The organism is Pseudoalteromonas sp. 10-33 (assembly GCF_001469195.1).
In the GTDB taxonomy this organism is placed as follows: Bacteria; Pseudomonadota; Gammaproteobacteria; order Enterobacterales; family Alteromonadaceae; genus Pseudoalteromonas.
On the sequence record NZ_LOFI01000001.1, the window covers coordinates 529,387 to 548,266 of the forward strand.

General features: G+C 39.0%; 20 protein-coding genes. 10 read left to right on the plus strand and 10 right to left on the minus strand.

Going from position 1 to position 18,880, the window contains the following annotated elements:
* Window positions 1-296: 296 nt before the first annotated feature.
* The 7 genes from ATS76_RS02415 to ATS76_RS02445 form a co-directional block, all read right to left on the minus strand.
* Window positions 297-1,286, minus strand: a complete 990-nt coding sequence (locus ATS76_RS02415) for a sensor domain-containing diguanylate cyclase (RefSeq protein ID WP_058550897.1) — start codon at window positions 1,284-1,286, stop codon at window positions 297-299.
* A 241-nt stretch (window positions 1,287-1,527) separates the two neighbouring features.
* Complete coding sequence (locus tag ATS76_RS02420; protein ID WP_058550898.1) at window positions 1,528-1,911, minus strand: DP-EP family protein; 384 nt, start codon at window positions 1,909-1,911, stop codon at window positions 1,528-1,530.
* 16 nt (window positions 1,912-1,927) lie between these two features.
* Window positions 1,928-5,179, minus strand: coding sequence for an nSTAND1 domain-containing NTPase (locus tag ATS76_RS02425; RefSeq protein ID WP_058550899.1), 3,252 nt, complete (start codon window positions 5,177-5,179; stop codon window positions 1,928-1,930).
* A gap of 155 nt (window positions 5,180-5,334) precedes the next feature.
* Complete coding sequence (locus ATS76_RS02430) at window positions 5,335-6,165, minus strand: mechanosensitive ion channel family protein (protein ID WP_058550900.1); 831 nt, start codon at window positions 6,163-6,165, stop codon at window positions 5,335-5,337.
* A gap of 37 nt (window positions 6,166-6,202) precedes the next feature.
* The gene (locus ATS76_RS02435; RefSeq protein ID WP_058550901.1) at window positions 6,203-6,922 is read right to left on the minus strand and encodes an LrgB family protein; all 720 of its coding nucleotides are present in this window, start codon (window positions 6,920-6,922) and stop codon (window positions 6,203-6,205) included.
* Window positions 6,915-7,268, minus strand: a complete 354-nt coding sequence (locus ATS76_RS02440; RefSeq protein ID WP_058550902.1) for a CidA/LrgA family protein — start codon at window positions 7,266-7,268, stop codon at window positions 6,915-6,917. Before ATS76_RS02440 ends, ATS76_RS02435 begins: the two co-directional genes overlap by 8 nt.
* A gap of 120 nt (window positions 7,269-7,388) precedes the next feature.
* The gene (locus ATS76_RS02445) at window positions 7,389-8,180 is read right to left on the minus strand and encodes a crotonase/enoyl-CoA hydratase family protein (RefSeq protein WP_058550903.1); all 792 of its coding nucleotides are present in this window, start codon (window positions 8,178-8,180) and stop codon (window positions 7,389-7,391) included.
* Window positions 8,181-8,424: 244 nt separating this feature from the next.
* On the opposite strand from ATS76_RS02445, the gene ATS76_RS02450 reads away from it, so the two are divergent.
* From ATS76_RS02450 to ATS76_RS02460, 3 genes are read left to right on the plus strand one after another with little or no spacing between them, the layout of a single operon-like run.
* Window positions 8,425-8,745 (plus strand): HI1450 family dsDNA-mimic protein, encoded by a 321-nt coding sequence (locus ATS76_RS02450; protein ID WP_006794135.1) that lies wholly within the window; start codon window positions 8,425-8,427, stop codon window positions 8,743-8,745.
* 44 nt (window positions 8,746-8,789) lie between these two features.
* Window positions 8,790-9,602, plus strand: a complete 813-nt coding sequence (locus tag ATS76_RS02455) for a DUF481 domain-containing protein (RefSeq protein WP_058550904.1) — start codon at window positions 8,790-8,792, stop codon at window positions 9,600-9,602.
* 25 nt (window positions 9,603-9,627) lie between these two features.
* Window positions 9,628-10,116 (plus strand): hypothetical protein, encoded by a 489-nt coding sequence (locus tag ATS76_RS02460; protein ID WP_058550905.1) that lies wholly within the window; start codon window positions 9,628-9,630, stop codon window positions 10,114-10,116.
* A 38-nt stretch (window positions 10,117-10,154) separates the two neighbouring features.
* Here ATS76_RS02460 and ATS76_RS02465 read toward each other — a convergent pair whose 3' ends face one another.
* Entirely contained in the window at window positions 10,155-10,640 is a 486-nt protein-coding gene (locus ATS76_RS02465) for an FKBP-type peptidyl-prolyl cis-trans isomerase (RefSeq protein ID WP_058402994.1), read from the minus strand.
* Window positions 10,641-10,652: 12 nt separating this feature from the next.
* Window positions 10,653-11,564 carry a tRNA-modifying protein YgfZ gene (gene ygfZ / locus ATS76_RS02470; RefSeq protein ID WP_058550906.1) on the minus strand — a complete coding sequence of 304 codons (912 nt, stop codon included), beginning with the start codon at window positions 11,562-11,564 and terminating at the stop codon, window positions 10,653-10,655.
* Window positions 11,565-11,725: 161 nt separating this feature from the next.
* Between ygfZ and ATS76_RS02475 the strand changes: the two genes are divergently transcribed.
* Window positions 11,726-11,977 carry an FAD assembly factor SdhE gene (locus tag ATS76_RS02475; protein WP_058550907.1) on the plus strand — a complete coding sequence of 84 codons (252 nt, stop codon included), beginning with the start codon at window positions 11,726-11,728 and terminating at the stop codon, window positions 11,975-11,977.
* 55 nt (window positions 11,978-12,032) lie between these two features.
* A complete protein-coding gene (locus tag ATS76_RS19360) occupies window positions 12,033-12,389 on the plus strand; it encodes a hypothetical protein (protein WP_058550908.1) in 357 nt (118 codons plus the stop codon).
* Here the strand turns inward: ATS76_RS19360 and nadB are convergent.
* Window positions 12,364-13,974, minus strand: a complete 1,611-nt coding sequence (gene nadB, locus ATS76_RS02485; RefSeq protein ID WP_058550909.1) for an L-aspartate oxidase — start codon at window positions 13,972-13,974, stop codon at window positions 12,364-12,366. The two genes, ATS76_RS19360 and nadB, sit on opposite strands and share 26 nt — an antisense overlap.
* A 246-nt stretch (window positions 13,975-14,220) precedes the next feature.
* Here nadB and rpoE point away from each other — a divergent pair, with 246 nt between their 5' ends.
* From rpoE to lepA, 5 genes are all read left to right on the plus strand, one after another.
* Window positions 14,221-14,802: an RNA polymerase sigma factor RpoE gene (gene rpoE / locus ATS76_RS02490; RefSeq protein WP_006794143.1), complete on the plus strand. Its 582-nt coding sequence runs from the start codon at window positions 14,221-14,223 to the stop codon at window positions 14,800-14,802.
* A 1-nt stretch (window position 14,803) separates the two neighbouring features.
* Window positions 14,804-15,415 (plus strand): sigma-E factor negative regulatory protein, encoded by a 612-nt coding sequence (locus ATS76_RS02495; protein ID WP_058550910.1) that lies wholly within the window; start codon window positions 14,804-14,806, stop codon window positions 15,413-15,415.
* A gap of 4 nt (window positions 15,416-15,419) precedes the next feature.
* The gene (locus ATS76_RS02500) at window positions 15,420-16,370 is read left to right on the plus strand and encodes a MucB/RseB C-terminal domain-containing protein (RefSeq protein WP_058402990.1); all 951 of its coding nucleotides are present in this window, start codon (window positions 15,420-15,422) and stop codon (window positions 16,368-16,370) included.
* A 19-nt stretch (window positions 16,371-16,389) separates the two neighbouring features.
* Window positions 16,390-16,839, plus strand: coding sequence for a SoxR reducing system RseC family protein (locus ATS76_RS02505; protein ID WP_058550911.1), 450 nt, complete (start codon window positions 16,390-16,392; stop codon window positions 16,837-16,839).
* 250 nt (window positions 16,840-17,089) lie between these two features.
* The gene (lepA, locus tag ATS76_RS02510) at window positions 17,090-18,880 is read left to right on the plus strand and encodes a translation elongation factor 4 (protein ID WP_058402988.1); all 1,791 of its coding nucleotides are present in this window, start codon (window positions 17,090-17,092) and stop codon (window positions 18,878-18,880) included.

Consider the following 18,880-nt stretch of genomic DNA (forward strand, 5'->3'; position numbering starts at 1 on the left):
CCGAGGCTGTTCTAGTTATTTTGTATTAATTATTAATTATTAAGTATTATTATATGTTAACAAAAATAAAAGGTCTATCATGTTGTTTTAAATTTATACTAACTTAACTTGTTATTTAGGCGGTTTTATTATTGCAAGTTTATGAATTTAAATAAATAAAACCGTTAATAAAGGCTTGGATTTTAAACGGAATTTGTAAAGAAATGTAAATATTTATTGTCAGTTCTGGATAAATTTAAAAGCTACTTCACTTATAAAATGGCTTTTAAAAAGTTTATTGTTTTAAATAGTAATCATTACCTGATACAAATCATGTTTCTTCCTTCCGATTTAGCTCTATACAAAGCGGTATCGGCCGCACACATTAATGCTTCAGATGTTCTGTATTGGTTATTGTATTCACATGCTAAGCCTTGGCTAACACTAATTTTAACGTTGTCATGTAGGCCTATTTCTCTAAAATTTAAATTTAAAATTCTATCTTGGATACGCTTGGCTATCATTTCAGCGTTCGAAATATGAGACCGTGGTAATATCACGGCAAACTCTTCTCCACCGTATCGGGCAACTAAGCTGTCTTTTGACGGTAGGCATTCTTCAATTGTTTTTGCTACTTTTTGTAAACACTTGTCACCTTTTACATGCCCAAAGTTATCGTTAAATAGTTTAAAATAATCAATATCAATCAATATAAAACTTAATGGCTGCTTGTTCATTAGGCATGTTTGCCAATCTTTGTGGATTGTTTTTTCTAGCGTGCCACGATTTGCAATACCCGTTAGGTGATCGAGCTTTGAAAGTGTTTCGAGTACTTTATACTTTTTTATATGTTTAGAAATGTCATGCATGATGCAAATAAATAAAGGAGTATTATTGGTTGTGGCTGGTGGAATGCACGAAACCGAAAGTTCTACATCTAAAAAATTACCATTGGCTTTAATTATTTTTACTTCTTTGGGGCCATGATTAAGGGGCGTTTGATAATTGTTTTTCCAACTTTCAAACATGTATTCATAATCGTTACGGTATTGCTCTTGTAAAAAATGCTGCCACTTTTTACCAATTAGTATATCTGAAGGAACATTAAAAAATCTTGCAGCTACTGGGTTTACCGATTCAAACACACCGTGTGCATTTACAATAAAAATAGCATCGGCCATCACATTAGTAACATTAATAATCGCGCTTATTTTTTCATTGTTAACGGTATTAGAAATGCTGCTCATTAATGCAGATACAGCGTTGTCGGTGTTATTTGCTCTGCTATTTTCATTATTGTTAGACATGGTGTTGCTCATTTTTATTGTTAATGAAACTTGATGTCTAGCAGTTTATTCAATTTATGGTTTTTAAACCTTTCGATAACCTTCTGGTTTAACTTATTGATTTTTATTTGCTTGTTTTGTTTTTTTTGGTGCTAATAGTTTGGCTTCTTAGTTTTCAGAGTAGCTGGGAAGGTGCCTAAAGTATCAAATGTTGCACAAGGCTAAATCAGCCCTGTGTAATTTAGAAATTAATCGTTGTTAATTAGTTTTCTTCTTCATTTTCAACTTGAGGGTCGGTACTTGTATAAGGATTACCATTGCACTCAACGTTAAATACTAAACAGGCAATGCCAGGGTTTTCATCAGTGTCGATAATAGCAATTGTACGGCCGTTATCGCTTACTTTAAAACTGAAGTCTTGGGCGCAAGGCGTTTCTTTATTAACATCGGTGATAGTGGCGCCAGTAAATAAAAAGCCTTTAGCAAGCGTGGCTTCATCTAAACTATAAATACCCGCGGTTTCGGTTCTTACAACTCCGCCGCCAGTCACTTCTTTGTCATTTATAAAGTATGTGAAGTTAGCTTCGTCGTCACTGCCTAGTACAATGTTAACTGTAAAGTGAATTTGTTCTTGAGTGTTATTCATATTACTTCCTTTGTATTCATAGTTGAAAGTTATTAATGCCCAGTTTAACTAGGCGTGCTTTTATCTTGGGGACTTCGTTAGCTCGATTTAAACAAGTGTACGCCTGTACCAGCGGGTACATTATTTTAATACTCTGATTTTTTTTTACTGTTTTTGTTATGGCTTCAAGTGCATCTAAGCAGAACTGCTCCCGATTTATACTAGTTGTAGCCAATTGTGCTTTAATTAAGCTTATCTTCGTAAGTACTAAATGATCGCCACTTTGTATTTGGCTGATTTTATATTTTTGAAAATTATCATTATTTTCAAGCGCCGTTAATAACACCTGTGCGTTAAGCGGTGACTTTCTATCAATAAAATACTGTATGAGACTCAATTGAGTATTAATTATGAGGTTATTTCTAAAATCTTTATTTTTTGTGAAATTAATAATTTCAAAAACTTGCTTATCGATATTTTTATCTGCTGAAATAGTTAAGTTGTGGGCTAAAAATCGATAGTAAGCACGCTGAAAGTATTTGCTTTTTGGATCTTGTAATCGTGCATCATTAACTATTTTTGTTGCTTGTTGTGCCTTTTCGTAGGCATGTTTTTTATCTGGTAGGTAACTCAGAAGGTAGCTTTGTTGGATATAATTATTTGCAACGGCTTTAAATAAGCTCGCATCATTAGGATATAGCATCAACATATTATCTAATTCAGTTGCTACATCTTTATATATTAATAATGCTGTATTGAGATTACCTAGCCTTTCTTCTGTTTTTGCAAGCCAACTTAGAGTATCGGCTTTATCGCGCAATAAGTTTTTATAATTGGGTTTAAGCTCAAGCGCTTTATTTTTAAGGGTGAGCGATTTTGTAAAGCGTTGTTTTGCGCCAGTGTAGTTAAATTGCTTTAAATATAAAGATCCCAGCGAATTATGTGAATACGATAACTCCATAATTGAGTTAAAATCATTTGGTGCTAATGAATACATGATTTCGCTATATGAATGGTACTTTTTAAATAATGGCTCAGTGGCAGCGTAATCGCTTTTATCGTAATGAAGCTGGCCGAGCCAAAAGGCATTCGCACCGGCGAGTGTGAGAAGCTCTAAGTTGTTTTGCTGAATTTTTAATAATGCCTCAAGGCGTATGCGGGCGTTTTCAAAGGCGGTGAAGGCCTCAATGGTTTTCCCGCGAGAATAGGCCACTTCCCCCATAGCTTCCAGGGTTTGTGCGTACTGAAAGCGACTTTTAAATTTGGCTTGTTGATTACTAAAGTTAAATAGCGAGCTTGGTTCATCAACTTGATTGGTAAAATACTCAAGTGCTTTATTACTAATGCCATCAAGTAAGTCCATACGCTTTACGCTGCGTAATTTATCGGCAAAATCACCTACCATAAACCCTAGTAAGCTTTCGGCCTCTTGGCGTTTTTGCTGTGCTAGTTGCTGCGCTTGAAAGCTGGTAACACTCATAAATAGGGCAACACAGGTAAGTAAGCAAAGCAAAGAGACGGTACCGCGTTTCAGGGTGGTTTTTGTCTTACTATGCTTAAGAGAGCTGGTTATAAGGGCGTGTTCGTCATCGCCTAGTTCGAATGTGTTGTCGTTCAATAAGGTAACGGCCTCTTGCAGCGGTTTTCCTGTCGCAAGGAGGTAAGCATTACTTTTACCTTCATCTATCCAATTTTGTGCTTGGTGTTGTAAACGGCTTTTTATTGCTAATGAATCTTTGTGATCGCTTATCCACTGCTTCGCGCGTGGCCATTGACGTAATAATGCTTCGTGCGAAAGGCTAAAACAGGCTTCGCCATTTTGTAAGTGCGATACAAATAAGCGGCTGTCGACCATAGCTTGCGCAAGCTCTTTTTGGCTGGTGTTGGTTAACGCTTTCCAGCGGGCAGCGCGGCTAGTAATAGTTTTACCATCAGGGTTTAGCGTTATTAATTGTGATAACACGCTTTTTAGTTGCTGTTGTTGCGCTTTAGAAAGCCCTATAAATACATCTTCTGCTTTTTTGCCTATCGCGCCCTCAATACCGCCAAGTTTTTTATACACACTGTGTAACAACTCATTATTATCACTGCGCTGTAAATACAGCTCTTGCAGTGTGTATTGCAGCATGGGGAGTGCATCGGGATTGTTGGCGGTATCGGCGCAGAGTATTTCATCCAGTGGTGTTTGGGTTTGTGGGTCATGTGAAAAGGTTAAATTAGCGGTTATTGCTGGCAAGCGAATAATTTGTTGAAGTTCGTGCCTGTTCGGTGGTGTTAAGTCGTAATGCGCGCCATTAGCTTTGCCAGCCATTAGGCTTGGTTGCTCAACCACTAAAGGATAAAAGTCGTTTCTGCACGCACTAAATACAATCACCGCTTTAGACGTTGCTAAGCGTTCAATAACCGATAAAAATTGGCTACGCGTTTCATCATCAAATAAAGGTGATGAAAGAAGGACTTCTAAGCGATCAATGAACAAAAATAATTGCGGTTTGTTAAGTGTTGGTACTGATTTATTTAAGGCATTAGTTAAAGTATTAATAACATTATTGGTGTTTTGCGTTAATTGCTGGGCAAGTTTTTCGGCACTCAAACCATCAAAGACAGGCAGGTTATTTATATCCCAATCAAGCATGGCTGACGCTAAATCTAAATAAAGCCGACTGTGGTCAATATCTGCGAAATCTAGTTGAGTATACGAAACCACACCAATCCCATTGTAGCCGCGCTTATCAAGCAGTTTAGGTAAAATGCCCGCGCTCACTAAGGATGATTTACCTGTACCACTTGGGCCTAAAATTAAGCAAAAAGCGCGACCAAAATTCACTTGGCTAGCTACCCTTTCTAATAAAGTGGCAATGGCCTGGTTACGGCCAAAAAACAGGTGGTTATCGGTTGTATTATAAGCGCTTAATCCTAAAAAGGGCGATCCACCTTGCCAGCTTGTTACTTTGGGGGCTTCTTCACTTAAAGGAAAGTCTAACTTTGCAATAATACGGTAGCCACGTTTTCTTATTGTTTCTATGTATTGTGGTGCACTTGCTTTATCGCCAAGGGCTTTACGTAACTGTGTAATTATTTTATGTAGCGGGTTATCGCCTACTTCAATATTTTTCCAACAGTGGGTAAGTAGTTCGTCACTACTAACAAGCTCCCCTTTTTTTAAGCATAAATAAATTAAAACATCCATGGCTTTTGGTTCTAGCTGCTTGTTTTTACCTGCATGTTGAATGCTGTTTGATAGGGGGCTTACCTGCCAATCGCCTAAATAAAATGGGCTGAGGTTCATAGTGACTCATTATTGTTTTTGTGGTTCTAAAAATGTATCGGTTTTTAAGCTGTAACTTAATAGTACAGAAAAAATAACAAACCAATATGACTTTAGTCAGTGGTGTTGAGTTAGTTTAACGCCAGCCCTTGGCTAGACCAGCGTTGTATTTACAGTTATGAGTCGTTTTTATTTATAGTAACAACACGTTGCGGGAAAGGTATTTCGATATTGGCGTCGTTAATGGCTTTGTATACACCGCCGTTTATAGCTAACTTTGTTTCTATAATTTTCGTAGTGGGTACCCAGTATCGGTAGCTAAGGGTAACGCCGCTATCGGCAAAGCGCTCTATGCCTATTTGTGAGTGCGGGTTTTGAGCAACTAACTCGTGTGCGTTCAGTACCTCTTCAATAAGATCAATAGCGGTATCAGCACATGCGCTATAGGCAATATCTATTTCACCCTTAACTAACGAGTAACTAAATGAGTTATGAATTATTTCGCCCATAATATGTTTGTTAGGGATGGTGATTTCTACTTTTTCTTCATCTATTAAAATGGTGTAGCCAAGCTCTATTGTTTTAACTTGACCGCTTACATTTTTAACTTCAATGGTATCGCCAACTACAAATGGGCGTGTAGCGATAATGGCAAGGCCAGCACCATAATTAGACAACATGCCCTGTAGTGCTAAACCTGCACCCAAAGAAGCTGCACCTATTGCCGCCACAAAGGGAGTAACACTTATCCCTATTTTGCCAAGCGCTATAATAATAACCATAACAATAAGCAGTACTTTTACAACACTACTAACAAAGTTTGTAAGCGTAATATCCACATTATGGCGAGTCATTAAATTGGCGACTATTTTAGATAGTTTTTGTGCTATCCAAAGGCCAATCAACAATATAAAAACAGCCCCTACAATTTGCATGCTGTAGGTAACTAAATACTCAGTGAGCATGTTGTAATACTTTTCAAACTGTTCGATTTCAGAACTGATCATTATGGGCTCTTAACTCGTGTAATTAAATTTTTGTAAACTATAGCAAACTGTTTACTAAAAAAGGATAGAGGAGTGGGACTATTATGGCGGTTAGCAATGCACTGAGCGCCATAGCTACTGATGAAAATGCACCTATTTTAGGGTGTTCAGCAAGTGCCGCTGCTGTCCCAATAGCGTGGCAGGCCGTCCCCATAGCAACACCTTGGGATTCATGACTGCCTATTTTTACCAATTTAAACAGCATGAAACCAAATAATGCCCCTAATAAGCCAATAAAAATAACCATAGCGGCGGCCAAAGAGCTGATCCCCCCCAATGAATCTGTAACAATTAACGAAATAGGCGTTGTGACGCTAAGTGCCGCCACAGAGGCACTTAGCTCAGAAGGAACCTTAAAAAATACACTTAATAAAAAAGCCACAAAAGTTGCATTTACTATACCTAAACTGCAAGTGCCTACTATGAGTAATAGATTTTTACGAACATGAATAAATTGCTGATATAAAGGCAGTGCTAAAGCCACTATGGCGGGCTCTAAAAGCCAGCTTAGTAGCTGACTATGATAAGCAAACTTGGAGTAAGGCAGGTTTAAGTTAATCAATAACAAAGCAATAACGGCAATACTTAAAAAAACAGGGTTTGTTATTGACTTTAAAGCACTGCTTTTCATGCGTACGTTAAACGCCCTAAGCAGTAAAAACAAAGCAATAATTATAGGAACACACAACCACCAAATGTCAGGCTTTAATTCAGTCATTGTTTTTTCTGCTTTTGAAAAAAAACATCACTGAGCTAACTAACAATAATGTACTTACTGGCACAAAAAAAATAACAGACATTAAAAAAGGCCAGTTAGATTTTATAAGGTTTAGATGTTCAATAAAGCCAACGCCAGCGGGAATAAAAAAAATAGGCATCACATTTAAAATTGGAGAGGCGCAGGGTTTTAGATGATCCTCTTTTACTATCCCTGCTAGCAGTAACACTAATAAAATAACCATAGCGAGTAAAGGGGCAGGGAAGCTGCCTCCTGTAAAATGCATAATAAGTTTAGCACAGGCTAAACACAGCAAAATGATTGCGCTACTTAACAGGTATTTCATCATTATTACTCAATTTTATAGAGGGCTTTTAGTTTAACAACCAATAACAATGTGTACATTGTCCCTTAGTATTAACGTCGTTTTAGTATTAACGTCGTTTTAGTATTAACGCCGATTTAATTACCACCGCTTAGCGTTGTTGTATTCTATATCGGATTTACCCTTTGCTTTTGCGATGGCTTTTTTTGTATTTGGGTTTGTTAGTAAACGAATTTGGCTCCAAGTTTCTTTTGCGAGTATTTTTCGTTGCTGTGACTGATAGCTTAATTGAGTAATACGCTTAATAGCAGCTAGGGTATCGGGTGAGCGCTCAAGTAATGTACTTAGCAGTGTTTGGGTAGCAAGTTCTGTGTTGTTTGTTAGCTGTGTGACGAGCCCTAGCTCGTTTGCTTGCTCTGCGGTTATAGGGGTTGCATGGCTTGCAAGAAAAAGTGCTTGGTCGCGTTTAACAAGGCCGCCCATCATTACATTTGCCCCCATGTCAGGGCAAAGCCCCCAGCGAGCTTCCATTATGGCTAGCTTGGCGTCATTGTGTACAATTCTGTAATCTGCTCCTAACGCTATTTGTAACCCTCCTCCTAAGCAGTTGCCATTAATTTGTGCAATAACAGGTACGCTTAACGATTGCCACCCTAGTACAACTTTTTGCGCTAAGTTTTGGTTGCCGGGTAACCATTTAAACAGTAATTTTATTATATTTACAGGTGAGGCCATAACCGCGGTAATATCAAGCCCTGAACAAAAATGTTCGCCATCACCTTTTATAATCACTGCACGAATAGTACGATCCTTTTTTATGTTTTTAATCGTGTTATTTAACGATACAAACATGGCAAAGTTTAATGCGTTTTGTTTGTCGGCACGACTCAAGGTAACCGTTGCAATACTGTCTTGTTTTTCTAGTTTTATCATTATCAACTCCTCTGACCTGTTGCTCGAGCTTATGCGGTTACAAAAGGGAAGTAAAGTGATGTGGTTTTTAAAATAGATTGAATTTATTTGCAAATGGGCAGTCTGAATTACTTGGTTTTATTTTGGTAATACATAAAGTGTGATTTGAGGTTAAAAAAGTCAGGTTTTTAAACGCTTTTTTTATCAAATAGGTAATCAGATTTGATAACATAGCGCCAATTATAAAGTTTAAGGTTACGCAGATATGTCGGGTCCACGTTTATTTACAATCGAAGAAGCAACACATCAAGCTTATGATATTTTTTTAGAGTTAGCACCGAGTAACTTAAGCGATGATGACGTTGAAAACTTTAATGAGTACCGAGAAGATCTTGGCTTTATTGAAGAAGATGAACCGGACGACCAGTGGCAAGATTTTGTTGCGCTTGAAATTGAGCCAGAACACTTTATTCAAGTGCTAGTGGGTTTAGAGTTTGATAATGAAGATGTGCTATTTGCAAAAATTTTAATTAGCCGTGATAAAGACGCCCCGTTTTGCCATATTTTATGGAAAGAAAGTGAATAAGCCATGCTGTTTGTTTATTTTTGATTAAGTGGCGAGATAGAATTTTGCGTAAGTATTTATTTTTAATTTTTATTTTAATTAGTGGCTCTTGCTGGGCTGTTGATCCATTTGAAGATTTTCATGAGTATGGGCAGCTTTCTGACGAAGAAATTCATGATTTACACAAAGGCGAAATGCTTTACGGCGATACTGAGTTTGGGTTTATTTTGTCTCGGGGTAATATCAATTCAACCAGCTTTAAGCTCAAAGGTAACCTTTACCAAGATTTTGAAAAGTGGCGAAACCAATTCAAAATTGACTCCCTTTATAAGCGCGACGAAAATGACGACACTGGAGACAGCGATGTAACTGCAAACCGTGTGTTTGTATCTGCACAAGGTAACTACAAAGTAGGCGTTAAAAATTCATCGTTTTTTATTTATGGCGATTACGAAGAAGATCAGTTTAGTGGCCTTAAATTTAAAAGCACCATTGCAACAGGGTATGGTGCGCGTGTTTATCAGGGCACCAAGAACAAAGTAGATATTGATATCGGGCCTGGTTTGTACCGTTCTGTAGCTGATGAAGACTCAGCGGTGAGTGAAAGCGAAGAAAGTAAAACCGGTTACTTACTTCGTGTTGCTATGCAATGGGAGCGACTGGTTTCAAAACGCACACGTTTTAATCAAGATGTGAGTATAGAGCAGTCATTGTCAGGGTTAAATTCACGATTAAAATCTGAAACTGCGCTGATTAGTCAGGTTATAGGGGCGGTGTCTCTTAAGTTTGCTTATATGTATCGTTATAATTCAAAACCAGAAGATGATAAACTTAAGTTTGATTCTGAGCTCAGTGCTACTTTAGTGTATAGTTTTTAAGTATTTTATTTAATTAGAGAATAATATGTATCAGCATAAACAGTATGCGGTGTTTATTTTTTTTGTTTTGACCTGGATTGGTGGCTTTGTTGCTTTAGCGTGGAATTTAATTGGGGCAGATTGGCCGTTAATTATTTTTGCAGGTGTATTGGTACTGGTGGGCTTTTTGTTTCATGGCTTAACAGTTAAAGTAAACGATAAAACAATTAGCTGGGGATTTGGCCCTGGTGTGGCAGGCCAGCAAATTACGCTTAGCGATATCTCTGAGGCGAAAGCAGTTCAAAACTCTTACAGGCATGGTATTGGTATTCGTATAACTCACGATGGGTGGGTTTATACTGTGTCTGGTTTTAGTGCTGTTCAGCTAACGCTTAACGATGGCACCTTGTATAGAGTGGGTACAAACGACCAACAAGGGTTACTAGACGCACTAAAAAAACAGAACGTACCAGTGGCACAGCCTAAAAAGCAACAAAGTGACCCCAAGGTGGTTAAACGTAATAATATGATATAAAAAAAGCGCCTTAGGCGCTTTTTTTATAAAAGGTTTTATTAGTGGTCGTGACCACAACCACCTTCGCCATGTACATGGCCATGGGTAAGCTCATCAGCTGTTGCATCTCGTACTTCAAGTATTTCAACATCGAAGTTTAGTGTAATACCTGCAAGCGGGTTATTGCCATCAACAATGACCTCTTCATCTTGGATATCAATAATCATTACTGATTGGTCGCCATCATCTGTTGATGCACGAAATTGCATACCCACTTCAATTTCCATACCATCGAACATCGACTTTGGTACAGCTTGCATTAGGTTGTCATGGCGTTCACCGTAACCATCTTCAGGTTCTACTTTTACGCTTAGCGTGTCACCAGGTTGCTTACCTAGTAGTGCGTTTTCAAGGCCCGAAATTAGATAACCAGTACCCACAATAAAATGTAGCGGCTCACCACCGAACGAGTTATCAATGCTGTTACCATCATTATCCATCACTGAATAATGCATTTTTACCACTTTGTTTGCCGCAACGGTCATAGTCATTCCTATTTATTCATCATCTAAAGAGTAGGGCAGAGGCAGAATGTTTAGCTCTACCTGAGGCGCGTGTTTTGCACGAAGTACTTGCGTTGTTTCAGTATCGTTTGGCAACACAACAAGGCCAGTTAAGATCTTTGTTTTTTCATCAAAGCTTTGCGCAATAAGCTTACCAGCACGACGCCAGTTTTCACCCAGTTGTACTTCAAGTTCGGGTTCGTCCAGCATACTTTCACTTTGGCCTGATACGATATACATGGCTCGCTTATTTTTACCAAGGTATTTCATACGGGCTACAGTTTCTTGCCCTGTATAGCAGCCTTTTTTAAAGCTGATTCCACCAATGGCTTGTAAGTTAACCATTTGCGGCACATATTCACCAATTGCATCACTGTTAAGTTGTGGCTCGCCAGCTAAAATTGCTGCTTGTTGCCATGGGGTATCATTATCGAGCGTAGAAACAGTGTCAGGTACTGCAAACTGGTTATCGACCATAAGCAGAACTCGGTTATTAGCCAGTTTTAATGCCTTACCGCTTGCAAAATCGCATGCTGAAGTGCTTTCGTTAAAGGTAATATTCAGCTCATCTAATGTAGCGGATAAGTCATCACCAATAAGACCAATGAGGCGCTTTGAAGAGGCGCTTATGTCTACTTTTGCAAATACAGCGTATTTTTTTAGCTCAACTAATGATTGCTCTACCTCGGCACTGCTGCCAGATAAGTAATAACTGTCTTGGTGAGAAAAGAGCTTAAATACACCCCAAAGTTTTCCTTTGGCACTACAATGACCGGTCCATAAAAAATTGCTGGTGGTTAATTTATTTAGATCTTGAGTAATTTGCCCGTGCAGATAAGATAATTTATCAGCACCCGTAAGGCTAATAAGTTGGTGAGATAACGGACATGCGTAAACGCTAGACATAAAAACCTTCTTTGCAATACAAATGAAGTGACATAATAACGCAGTTGTTACGTATGGTACAGACAAGCACCCGCAGGGGTGTATTTATTTTATAGTTGATTAATAGCTGCTAAACCGGCTTGTGTTTGTTAAACTCGAGTCAATTCAGTATGAGGTTTAAAATGGTTGAAATTCATAGTAAAGCACGTATTCGTTGGGCTTGTCGTCGTGGTATGTTAGAGCTAGATGTTTTGTTTATGCCGTTTATAGAAGAAGCATACGATTCTTTAAATGCAGAGCAACAAGCTATATTTCAGCGCTTGTTAACACAAGAAGACCCTGATTTATTTGCATGGTTTATGGGGCATGAAAAATGTAAAGACGAGCAGCTAAATAGCATGGTTCAACTTATATTAAACAGAGTTCGTGTATAGGTTCACAGTAAGAAATAATAAAGCAGACCACAAACCCATTGTGGTCTTTTTTTGTGTGCTTACATTAATAATGTGCTTATTTTTAAGTTCTGTCCTGTCTATTATAATTTGTGTTATTGCCAATCTAATAGCTGGGATTTTAGTAGAGCGTAAAATAACTGTATGCCAACCGCACATGGGCGTGATTATTTTAGAGCCCAATTTGTTTAGATTCGAAAATCACGCTTATAAAGTAGAAGGGCAAATAAGTACCAAAAGCAGAGTGTTCACGGGCAGTGTTTGGCTATTCATAAAAGGATTTAGTAACAACCATTGGCTTATTATTTCAGCCAATGGTGTTGATAAGCAAAGCTATGCCCGATTAAAACGAGCTGTTTTGAGCGCTGTTAATGGCGCTCAGGAGTCAAAATAGTGGGAGTTGGGTTTTCGTTTTGATCAGGATAATCAATCGTGTAATGAAGCCCTCTACTTTCTTTTCTTTGCATGGCACTTCTAATTATTAACTCTGCCACTTGTACTAAATTACGTAGTTCTAGCAGGTTGTTACTTACTCTAAAGTTAGCATAATAATCGTGTATTTCTTGTTGCAGCAGCTCAACGCGATGCAATGCGCGCTCTAACCGTTTAGTTGAACGAACAATACCAACATAATCCCACATAAACAGACGTAGCTCATGCCAATTATGAGTGATGACTATTTCTTCGTCAGAGTTAGTTACGCGGCTTTCATCCCATTGTGGCAAGGTCATTGGCTCTGGCGCATGTTCAATTTTGCTTAAAATATCTTTTGCTGCGGCATGGGCAAACACAATGCATTCTAACAATGAGTTGCTTGCCATTCGGTTTGCACCGTGTAAACCGGTGTAGGCAACTTCACCCACGGCATAAAGATTATCTAAATCTGTTTTACCGTTGAAGTCGGTTATTACACCACCGCAAGTATAGTGTGCGGCAGGGACAACCGGAATCGCTTCTTTTGTGATATCTAACCCAACACTTAAGCATTTTGCATAAATGGTAGGGAAGTGCTCAATAATAAACTCTTTATCTTTGTGACTAATATCTAAATAAACACAATTTGCGCCTAAGCGTTTCATTTCAAAATCAATTGCACGAGCCACTATGTCACGAGGGGCTAACTCTTCGCGTTCGTCAAAGTCTTTCATAAAGCGGGTGCCGTCGGGCCGTTTTAAATAGGCGCCTTCACCGCGCATTGCTTCGGTAATTAAAAAGTTTTGTAATTCTGGATGGTATAAGCTGGTGGGGTGAAATTGGTTAAACTCCATATTAGCCACTTTACAGCCAGCTCGCCAAGCCATAGCAATACCGTCACCGCTCGATACATCAGGGTTAGATGTATATAAGTACACCTTACTAGCTCCACCGGTGGCAAGCGCTACAAATTTAGCTGATATAGTTTCGACTTTTTTAGCTTTTTTGTTCCACACATACATACCCTCTACGTGTGTACCTGTTCGGCCTGTATTTTTATCAGTGATTAAATCAATTGCATTATATTGCTCAAGTAGAGTGATATTTTTATGTAATTTTACTTGGCTTATTAACGTTGTTTGAACGGCTTTACCTGTAGCATCGGCGGCATGCAAAATTCGACGATGGCTATGTCCGCCTTCTCGCGTTAAGTGAAAACGTTCTTTGCCTTTGCTGTCAAACTCCATGTCAAAAGGCACGCCTTGGTCAATTAGCCATTGTAGGCAATCGTGTGCATTACTTGCTGTATAATGAACTGCTTTACGGTCACATAGGCCGCCGCCAGCATCGAGGGTATCTTCAACATGCGATTCAATACTGTCATTTTGTTTATCAAATACTGCGGCTATGCCACCTTGTGCATAAAGTGTAGAGCCTTCGGTAAGCGCACCTTTACTAATAACGGTCACGTTACAATAATTAGCTAAAGATAAGGCAAGAGATAAGCCAGCCGCGCCGCTTCCGATAATAGCGACATCTGCGATGTGATGTTTATTTTGGTTCATGTCAGGGGTACTTTGCGGTTACAATGCTTAAATAAAGCAGTATTTGTTTTTAATATCCGTAGTTGTATCATATTTGCCATACCACTACGTAGTGATTTTAATGGCTTAGCGCCGTTATTTATGAACTATTTTATATAAAAATAATATTAAGCAGAACTTTTTATTCATGTCGGGGTCAGAGTATTTGTGAACAATGGCGATAATATGAATAACAAGCAAAAATCAGACATAGGAGTACCGGCTCGAATGAGCGAGCAGGAATTGGATTTAGTGCTAGTAAGAAGAGTGCAGCAGGGCGATAAAAATGCCTTCAATCTATTAGTAAAGAAGTATCAAAACAAGATTGCAGGTTTGATCTCTCGTTATGTATCAAACCAAGGTGATATTGCTGATGTAGCGCAAGAGGCTTTTATAAAAGCTTACCGTGCACTTCCCAACTTTAGAGGCGATAGCGCTTTCTATACTTGGTTATACCGTATTGCCGTTAATTGTGCTAAAAATTATCTAGTTGCGCAGGGGCGTAAGCCGCCAGCCAATGATATTGACGCCGAAGAAGCTGAATTTTATGATTGTGGTGACTCCATGCGTTCAAACGCATCACCTGAGAACCTTTTATTGAGTGAAGAGGTTCGCGCTGTAATTTTTAATACAATTGATAGTTTGCCTGAAGACCTTAAAACCGCAATAACTCTCAGAGAAATTGAGGGTATGAGCTATGAGGAAATAGCTGTGGTAATGGATTGCCCTGTAGGTACAGTACGTTCGCGTATATTTCGTGCCCGTGAAGCAATTGATAACAAATTAAACCCATTAATAGGCGAGTCTTAGTATGACAAAAGCACACCTTAACAAGTTAGATAACGAATCGTTATCTGCATTACTTGATGGCGAGCAGCACCTAGCTGATGCAAAAATTGCAGAGCAAGATGTTTCTACGTTTGGTCGTTATGCGTTAATTGGTGATGCAATGCGTGCTCAAAAAAATAATCACGACATCCATATTGATATTAGCGAACGCGTTGCATTAGTACTAGAAAGCGAGCCTGTTTATGCCGACTTTACTCAGTCGAAAGAGCAGTCAAAAGTGGCCGATAAGTCAGACGAAAATAACGTAGTGGCATTTAATTGGCGCAAACCGGTTGCGCAGCTTGCAATAGCTGCAAGCGTGGCAATGTTTGCGATTGTGGGAGTGAGTACTTTGCCGCAAAGTGATCCACAGCAAAATGAAATTCCATTACTTCAAACCACACCGTTAACAGGTATGGCGTCACCAGTGAGCTACTCATCAGCGCCAGCCCTTGAAAACGCAGAGCAAGGTTTGCGTGAGTTACAACAACAACGCATTGGTGCGTTAGTGTTAGAGCATCAGCGTCAAGCACGTGTTGCTAACTCTCTTCAAACAGCGCAAAATGAAACGAAAGCGCAAGAGGAAAAAAACTAATTAAATGAAAGTAATTACTTTTGTTCTGTCGTTGGTACTAAGCTTTACTGCCGTTGCCAACGACACAAACCCTGCCAAAACGCTATTATTAGAAATGGCCAATGCTGTCCATAATCGTAACTTTGATGCCTCGTTTGTGGTTGTTAAAGGTAAATCAATGGAACCCTACCGATGGGTGCACGCTAAACAAGGTGAAACTGAACTCGAACACTTAAGTTTGCTCAATGGCGCAGGCCTTGAAATGATTAGAGTCAACGACCAAGTAACGTACTTTGAACCTCAGTCTGAACCTTATTCACTAAAAACAGATTCTATTGCAGGCCCTATCCCTGAAGTTCTTTTTAAAGATATACAGCAATTAAGTGAACACTATGATTTTGTATTAGGCGGAAAAGGCCGTATTGCAGGTAGGGCAGCGCAGTTAGTGCGCATAGAGTCAAAAGACGAGCACAAGTATAACTACTGGATTTGGCTTGATATGGAGTCTGCGCTGCTATTAAAAGCTGCGTATGTTAACCATCAGGGTGAAGCACTTGAACAGCTTCAGTTAACCCATATTAGTGTGACTGAGCAACCAGCACCAATGCTACTTGAAGTATTAAATCGAAACTTCCCTACACCACTACCTGAAAACGAATTGGAAGGAGTTGATAGTTCTTCAACTAATTGGGAGATAAGCTGGTTACCAGCTGGTTTTGAATTACTTAAGTCTGACAGGCATAAACTCGATTTAAACAATGAGTTAACGGATTACTACCTTTATTCAGATGGGTTTGTTGAGATATCTGTGTTTATTCAGCGACCACTACCAGGCAAGCGCTTAAGTGGTGCACTCACCTCTGGCGCCACTACGGTTTATGTGCATAATGGCGGTAATTTTGATGTATCGGTTGTTGGTAATGTGCCAAGTTTAACCGCTAAGGCTATAGCCGAATCTGTTACGCGCGCATTATAAACGATTCGCAAGGATTGTTATGATTGAACAAACTCTTACTGTTGTGGCCCTTAGTGGCCACACAGCGCATTTAAAAGCCGAGCAAAAGCAAGCTTGCGCTGGCTGCAACGGTCGTTGTGGCTCTCAGGTATTTAGTAAATTATTTGGCACTGAAAAAAAAACACTTCCTTATAAATTTGAGTCTCCTGTCGAAATAGGGCAGAAGGTCACTTTATCCCTTGATGATAGCCATATGGTAAAACATGCGTTTGCTGTGTACATGCTGCCGCTGTTTTTAAGTATTACTTTTGCACTTGTAACTTCTGAGTTATTAATAATGGGCGAAGGTTGGCAAATAGTCGCAGCTGTTTTGGGGGGGCTTTTGGGGTTTTATATTGCCAAAACACGGGTTAAATCGCTGAGACACGATATAAAAGTAGTAAAAATTCATCCAATTAGTATCCCTTTAACTCAAATAGATGGTGATTGACGCCAATTAAATGTAAAATTGGTGCTTTATACCCAAGTAACTTGGAAATACAGGAAGTCGTGATTTAAAGCAGTGTAATAAAAGTTAACCAGTGCAGTTGTTGTGTTATCAATTATTGATTGTTTATATCATTTTTCGTCATTATGTATGTTGTTAAATTAATTAACACAAAACATGCTAAAGCAAGTATTTGCAAGTCACTTAGGTATCCATATTTAGTCCTTTAATTAAGAAGTATTGAACTCAGTTTATGAAGCATATCCGTAATTTTTCGATAATCGCCCATATTGACCACGGTAAATCGACCCTTTCAGATCGTTTGATTCAAGTTTGTGGCGGTTTAACCGACCGTGAAATGCAAAAACAAGTTTTAGATTCAATGGATATTGAGCGCGAACGTGGTATTACCATTAAAGCGCAAAGTGTAACGTTGAACTACAAAGCAAATGACGGCGAAACATACCAACTTAACTTCATTGATACACCAGGACACGTTGACTTTACCTATGAAGTATCGCGTTCTTTAGCTGCATGTGAAGGCGCATTATTAGTTGTTGATGCAGGACAAGGCGTTGAAGCGCAAACTTTAGCAAACTGTTACACCGCGATAGAAATGGACTTGGAAGTAATTCCAGTATTAAACAAAATTGATTTACCGCAAGCAGATCCACTGCGTGTTGCTGAAGAAATTGAAGAAATTATTGGTATTGATGCCCTAGATGCTGTTCAGTGTAGTGCTAAAACCGGTGTTGGTATTGCCGAAGTGCTTGAAATGATCGTTAAGGACATTCCGCCACCAGTCGGTGAAAAAGACGAGCCTCTTCAAGCGCTAATTATTGATTCATGGTTTGACCCATATCAAGGTGTTGTATCACTTGTGCGTATCAAGCATGGTGAGCTACGTACGGGCGACAAAATTAAAATCATGTCTAACGAGCACATTCATACAGCCGATCAAGTGGGTATATTTACACCTAAGCAAACCAATACAGGGGTTTTACGTACCGGTGAAGTAGGTTTTGTTATTGCGGGCATTAAAGAAATTCACGGTGCACCAGTTGGTGATACGATTACGCATCAAAGAAACGCAGCGCCACAGCGTTTACCTGGCTTTCAAAAAATTAAACCGCAAGTTTATGCAGGTATGTTCCCAATTGCGTCTGACGAGTATGAATCATTCCGCGATGCCCTTAACAAGCTAAGCTTAAACGATGCGTCGTTATTTTTTGAGCCAGAAAATTCAACGGCACTTGGCTTTGGTTTTCGTTGTGGCTTTTTGGGTATGCTCCATATGGAAATTATTCAAGAGCGTTTAGAGCGTGAATACGATATTGACTTGATCACAACAGCTCCAACGGTAATTTACGAAATAGTAACGAAAGACGAGCGCACTTTCCAAATCGACAATCCGTCTGATTTACCTGCAGTTAATGACATTGTAGAAATTCGAGAGCCGATTGTAGAAGCAAACATATTAGTGCCGCAGGAATACTTAGGTAATGTCATTACTTTATGTATTGAGAAGCGCGGTAGTCAAACTAAAATGACTTATCATGGTAAGCAAGTTGCAGTAACGTATGAGTTACCAATGGCTGAAGTGGTAATGGATTTCTTTGATAAGCTTAAATCTACAAGCCGTGGTTTTGCATCACTTGATTATAACTTTAAGCACTTTCAAACATCAGACATGGTTCGCGTTGACATTTTAATTAATGGTGAACGTGTTGATGCGCTAGCAATTATTGCACACAGAGACAGTGCGCAATCACGTGGTCGTCAGCTTGCTGATGCGCTTAAAGAGCTTATTCCGCGTCAAATGTTTGATATTGCAATTCAAGCCGCGATTGGTCAGCATGTTATTGCGCGTACAACTGTAAAACAACTACGTAAAAACGTAATTGCTAAATGTTACGGTGGCGATGTGAGTCGTAAGAAAAAGCTACTCAAGAAACAAAAAGATGGTAAAAAACGCATGAAACAAGTAGGTAATGTAGAAGTACCTCAAGAGGCGTTTTTAGCTATTCTGAAAGTTGGCAAATAA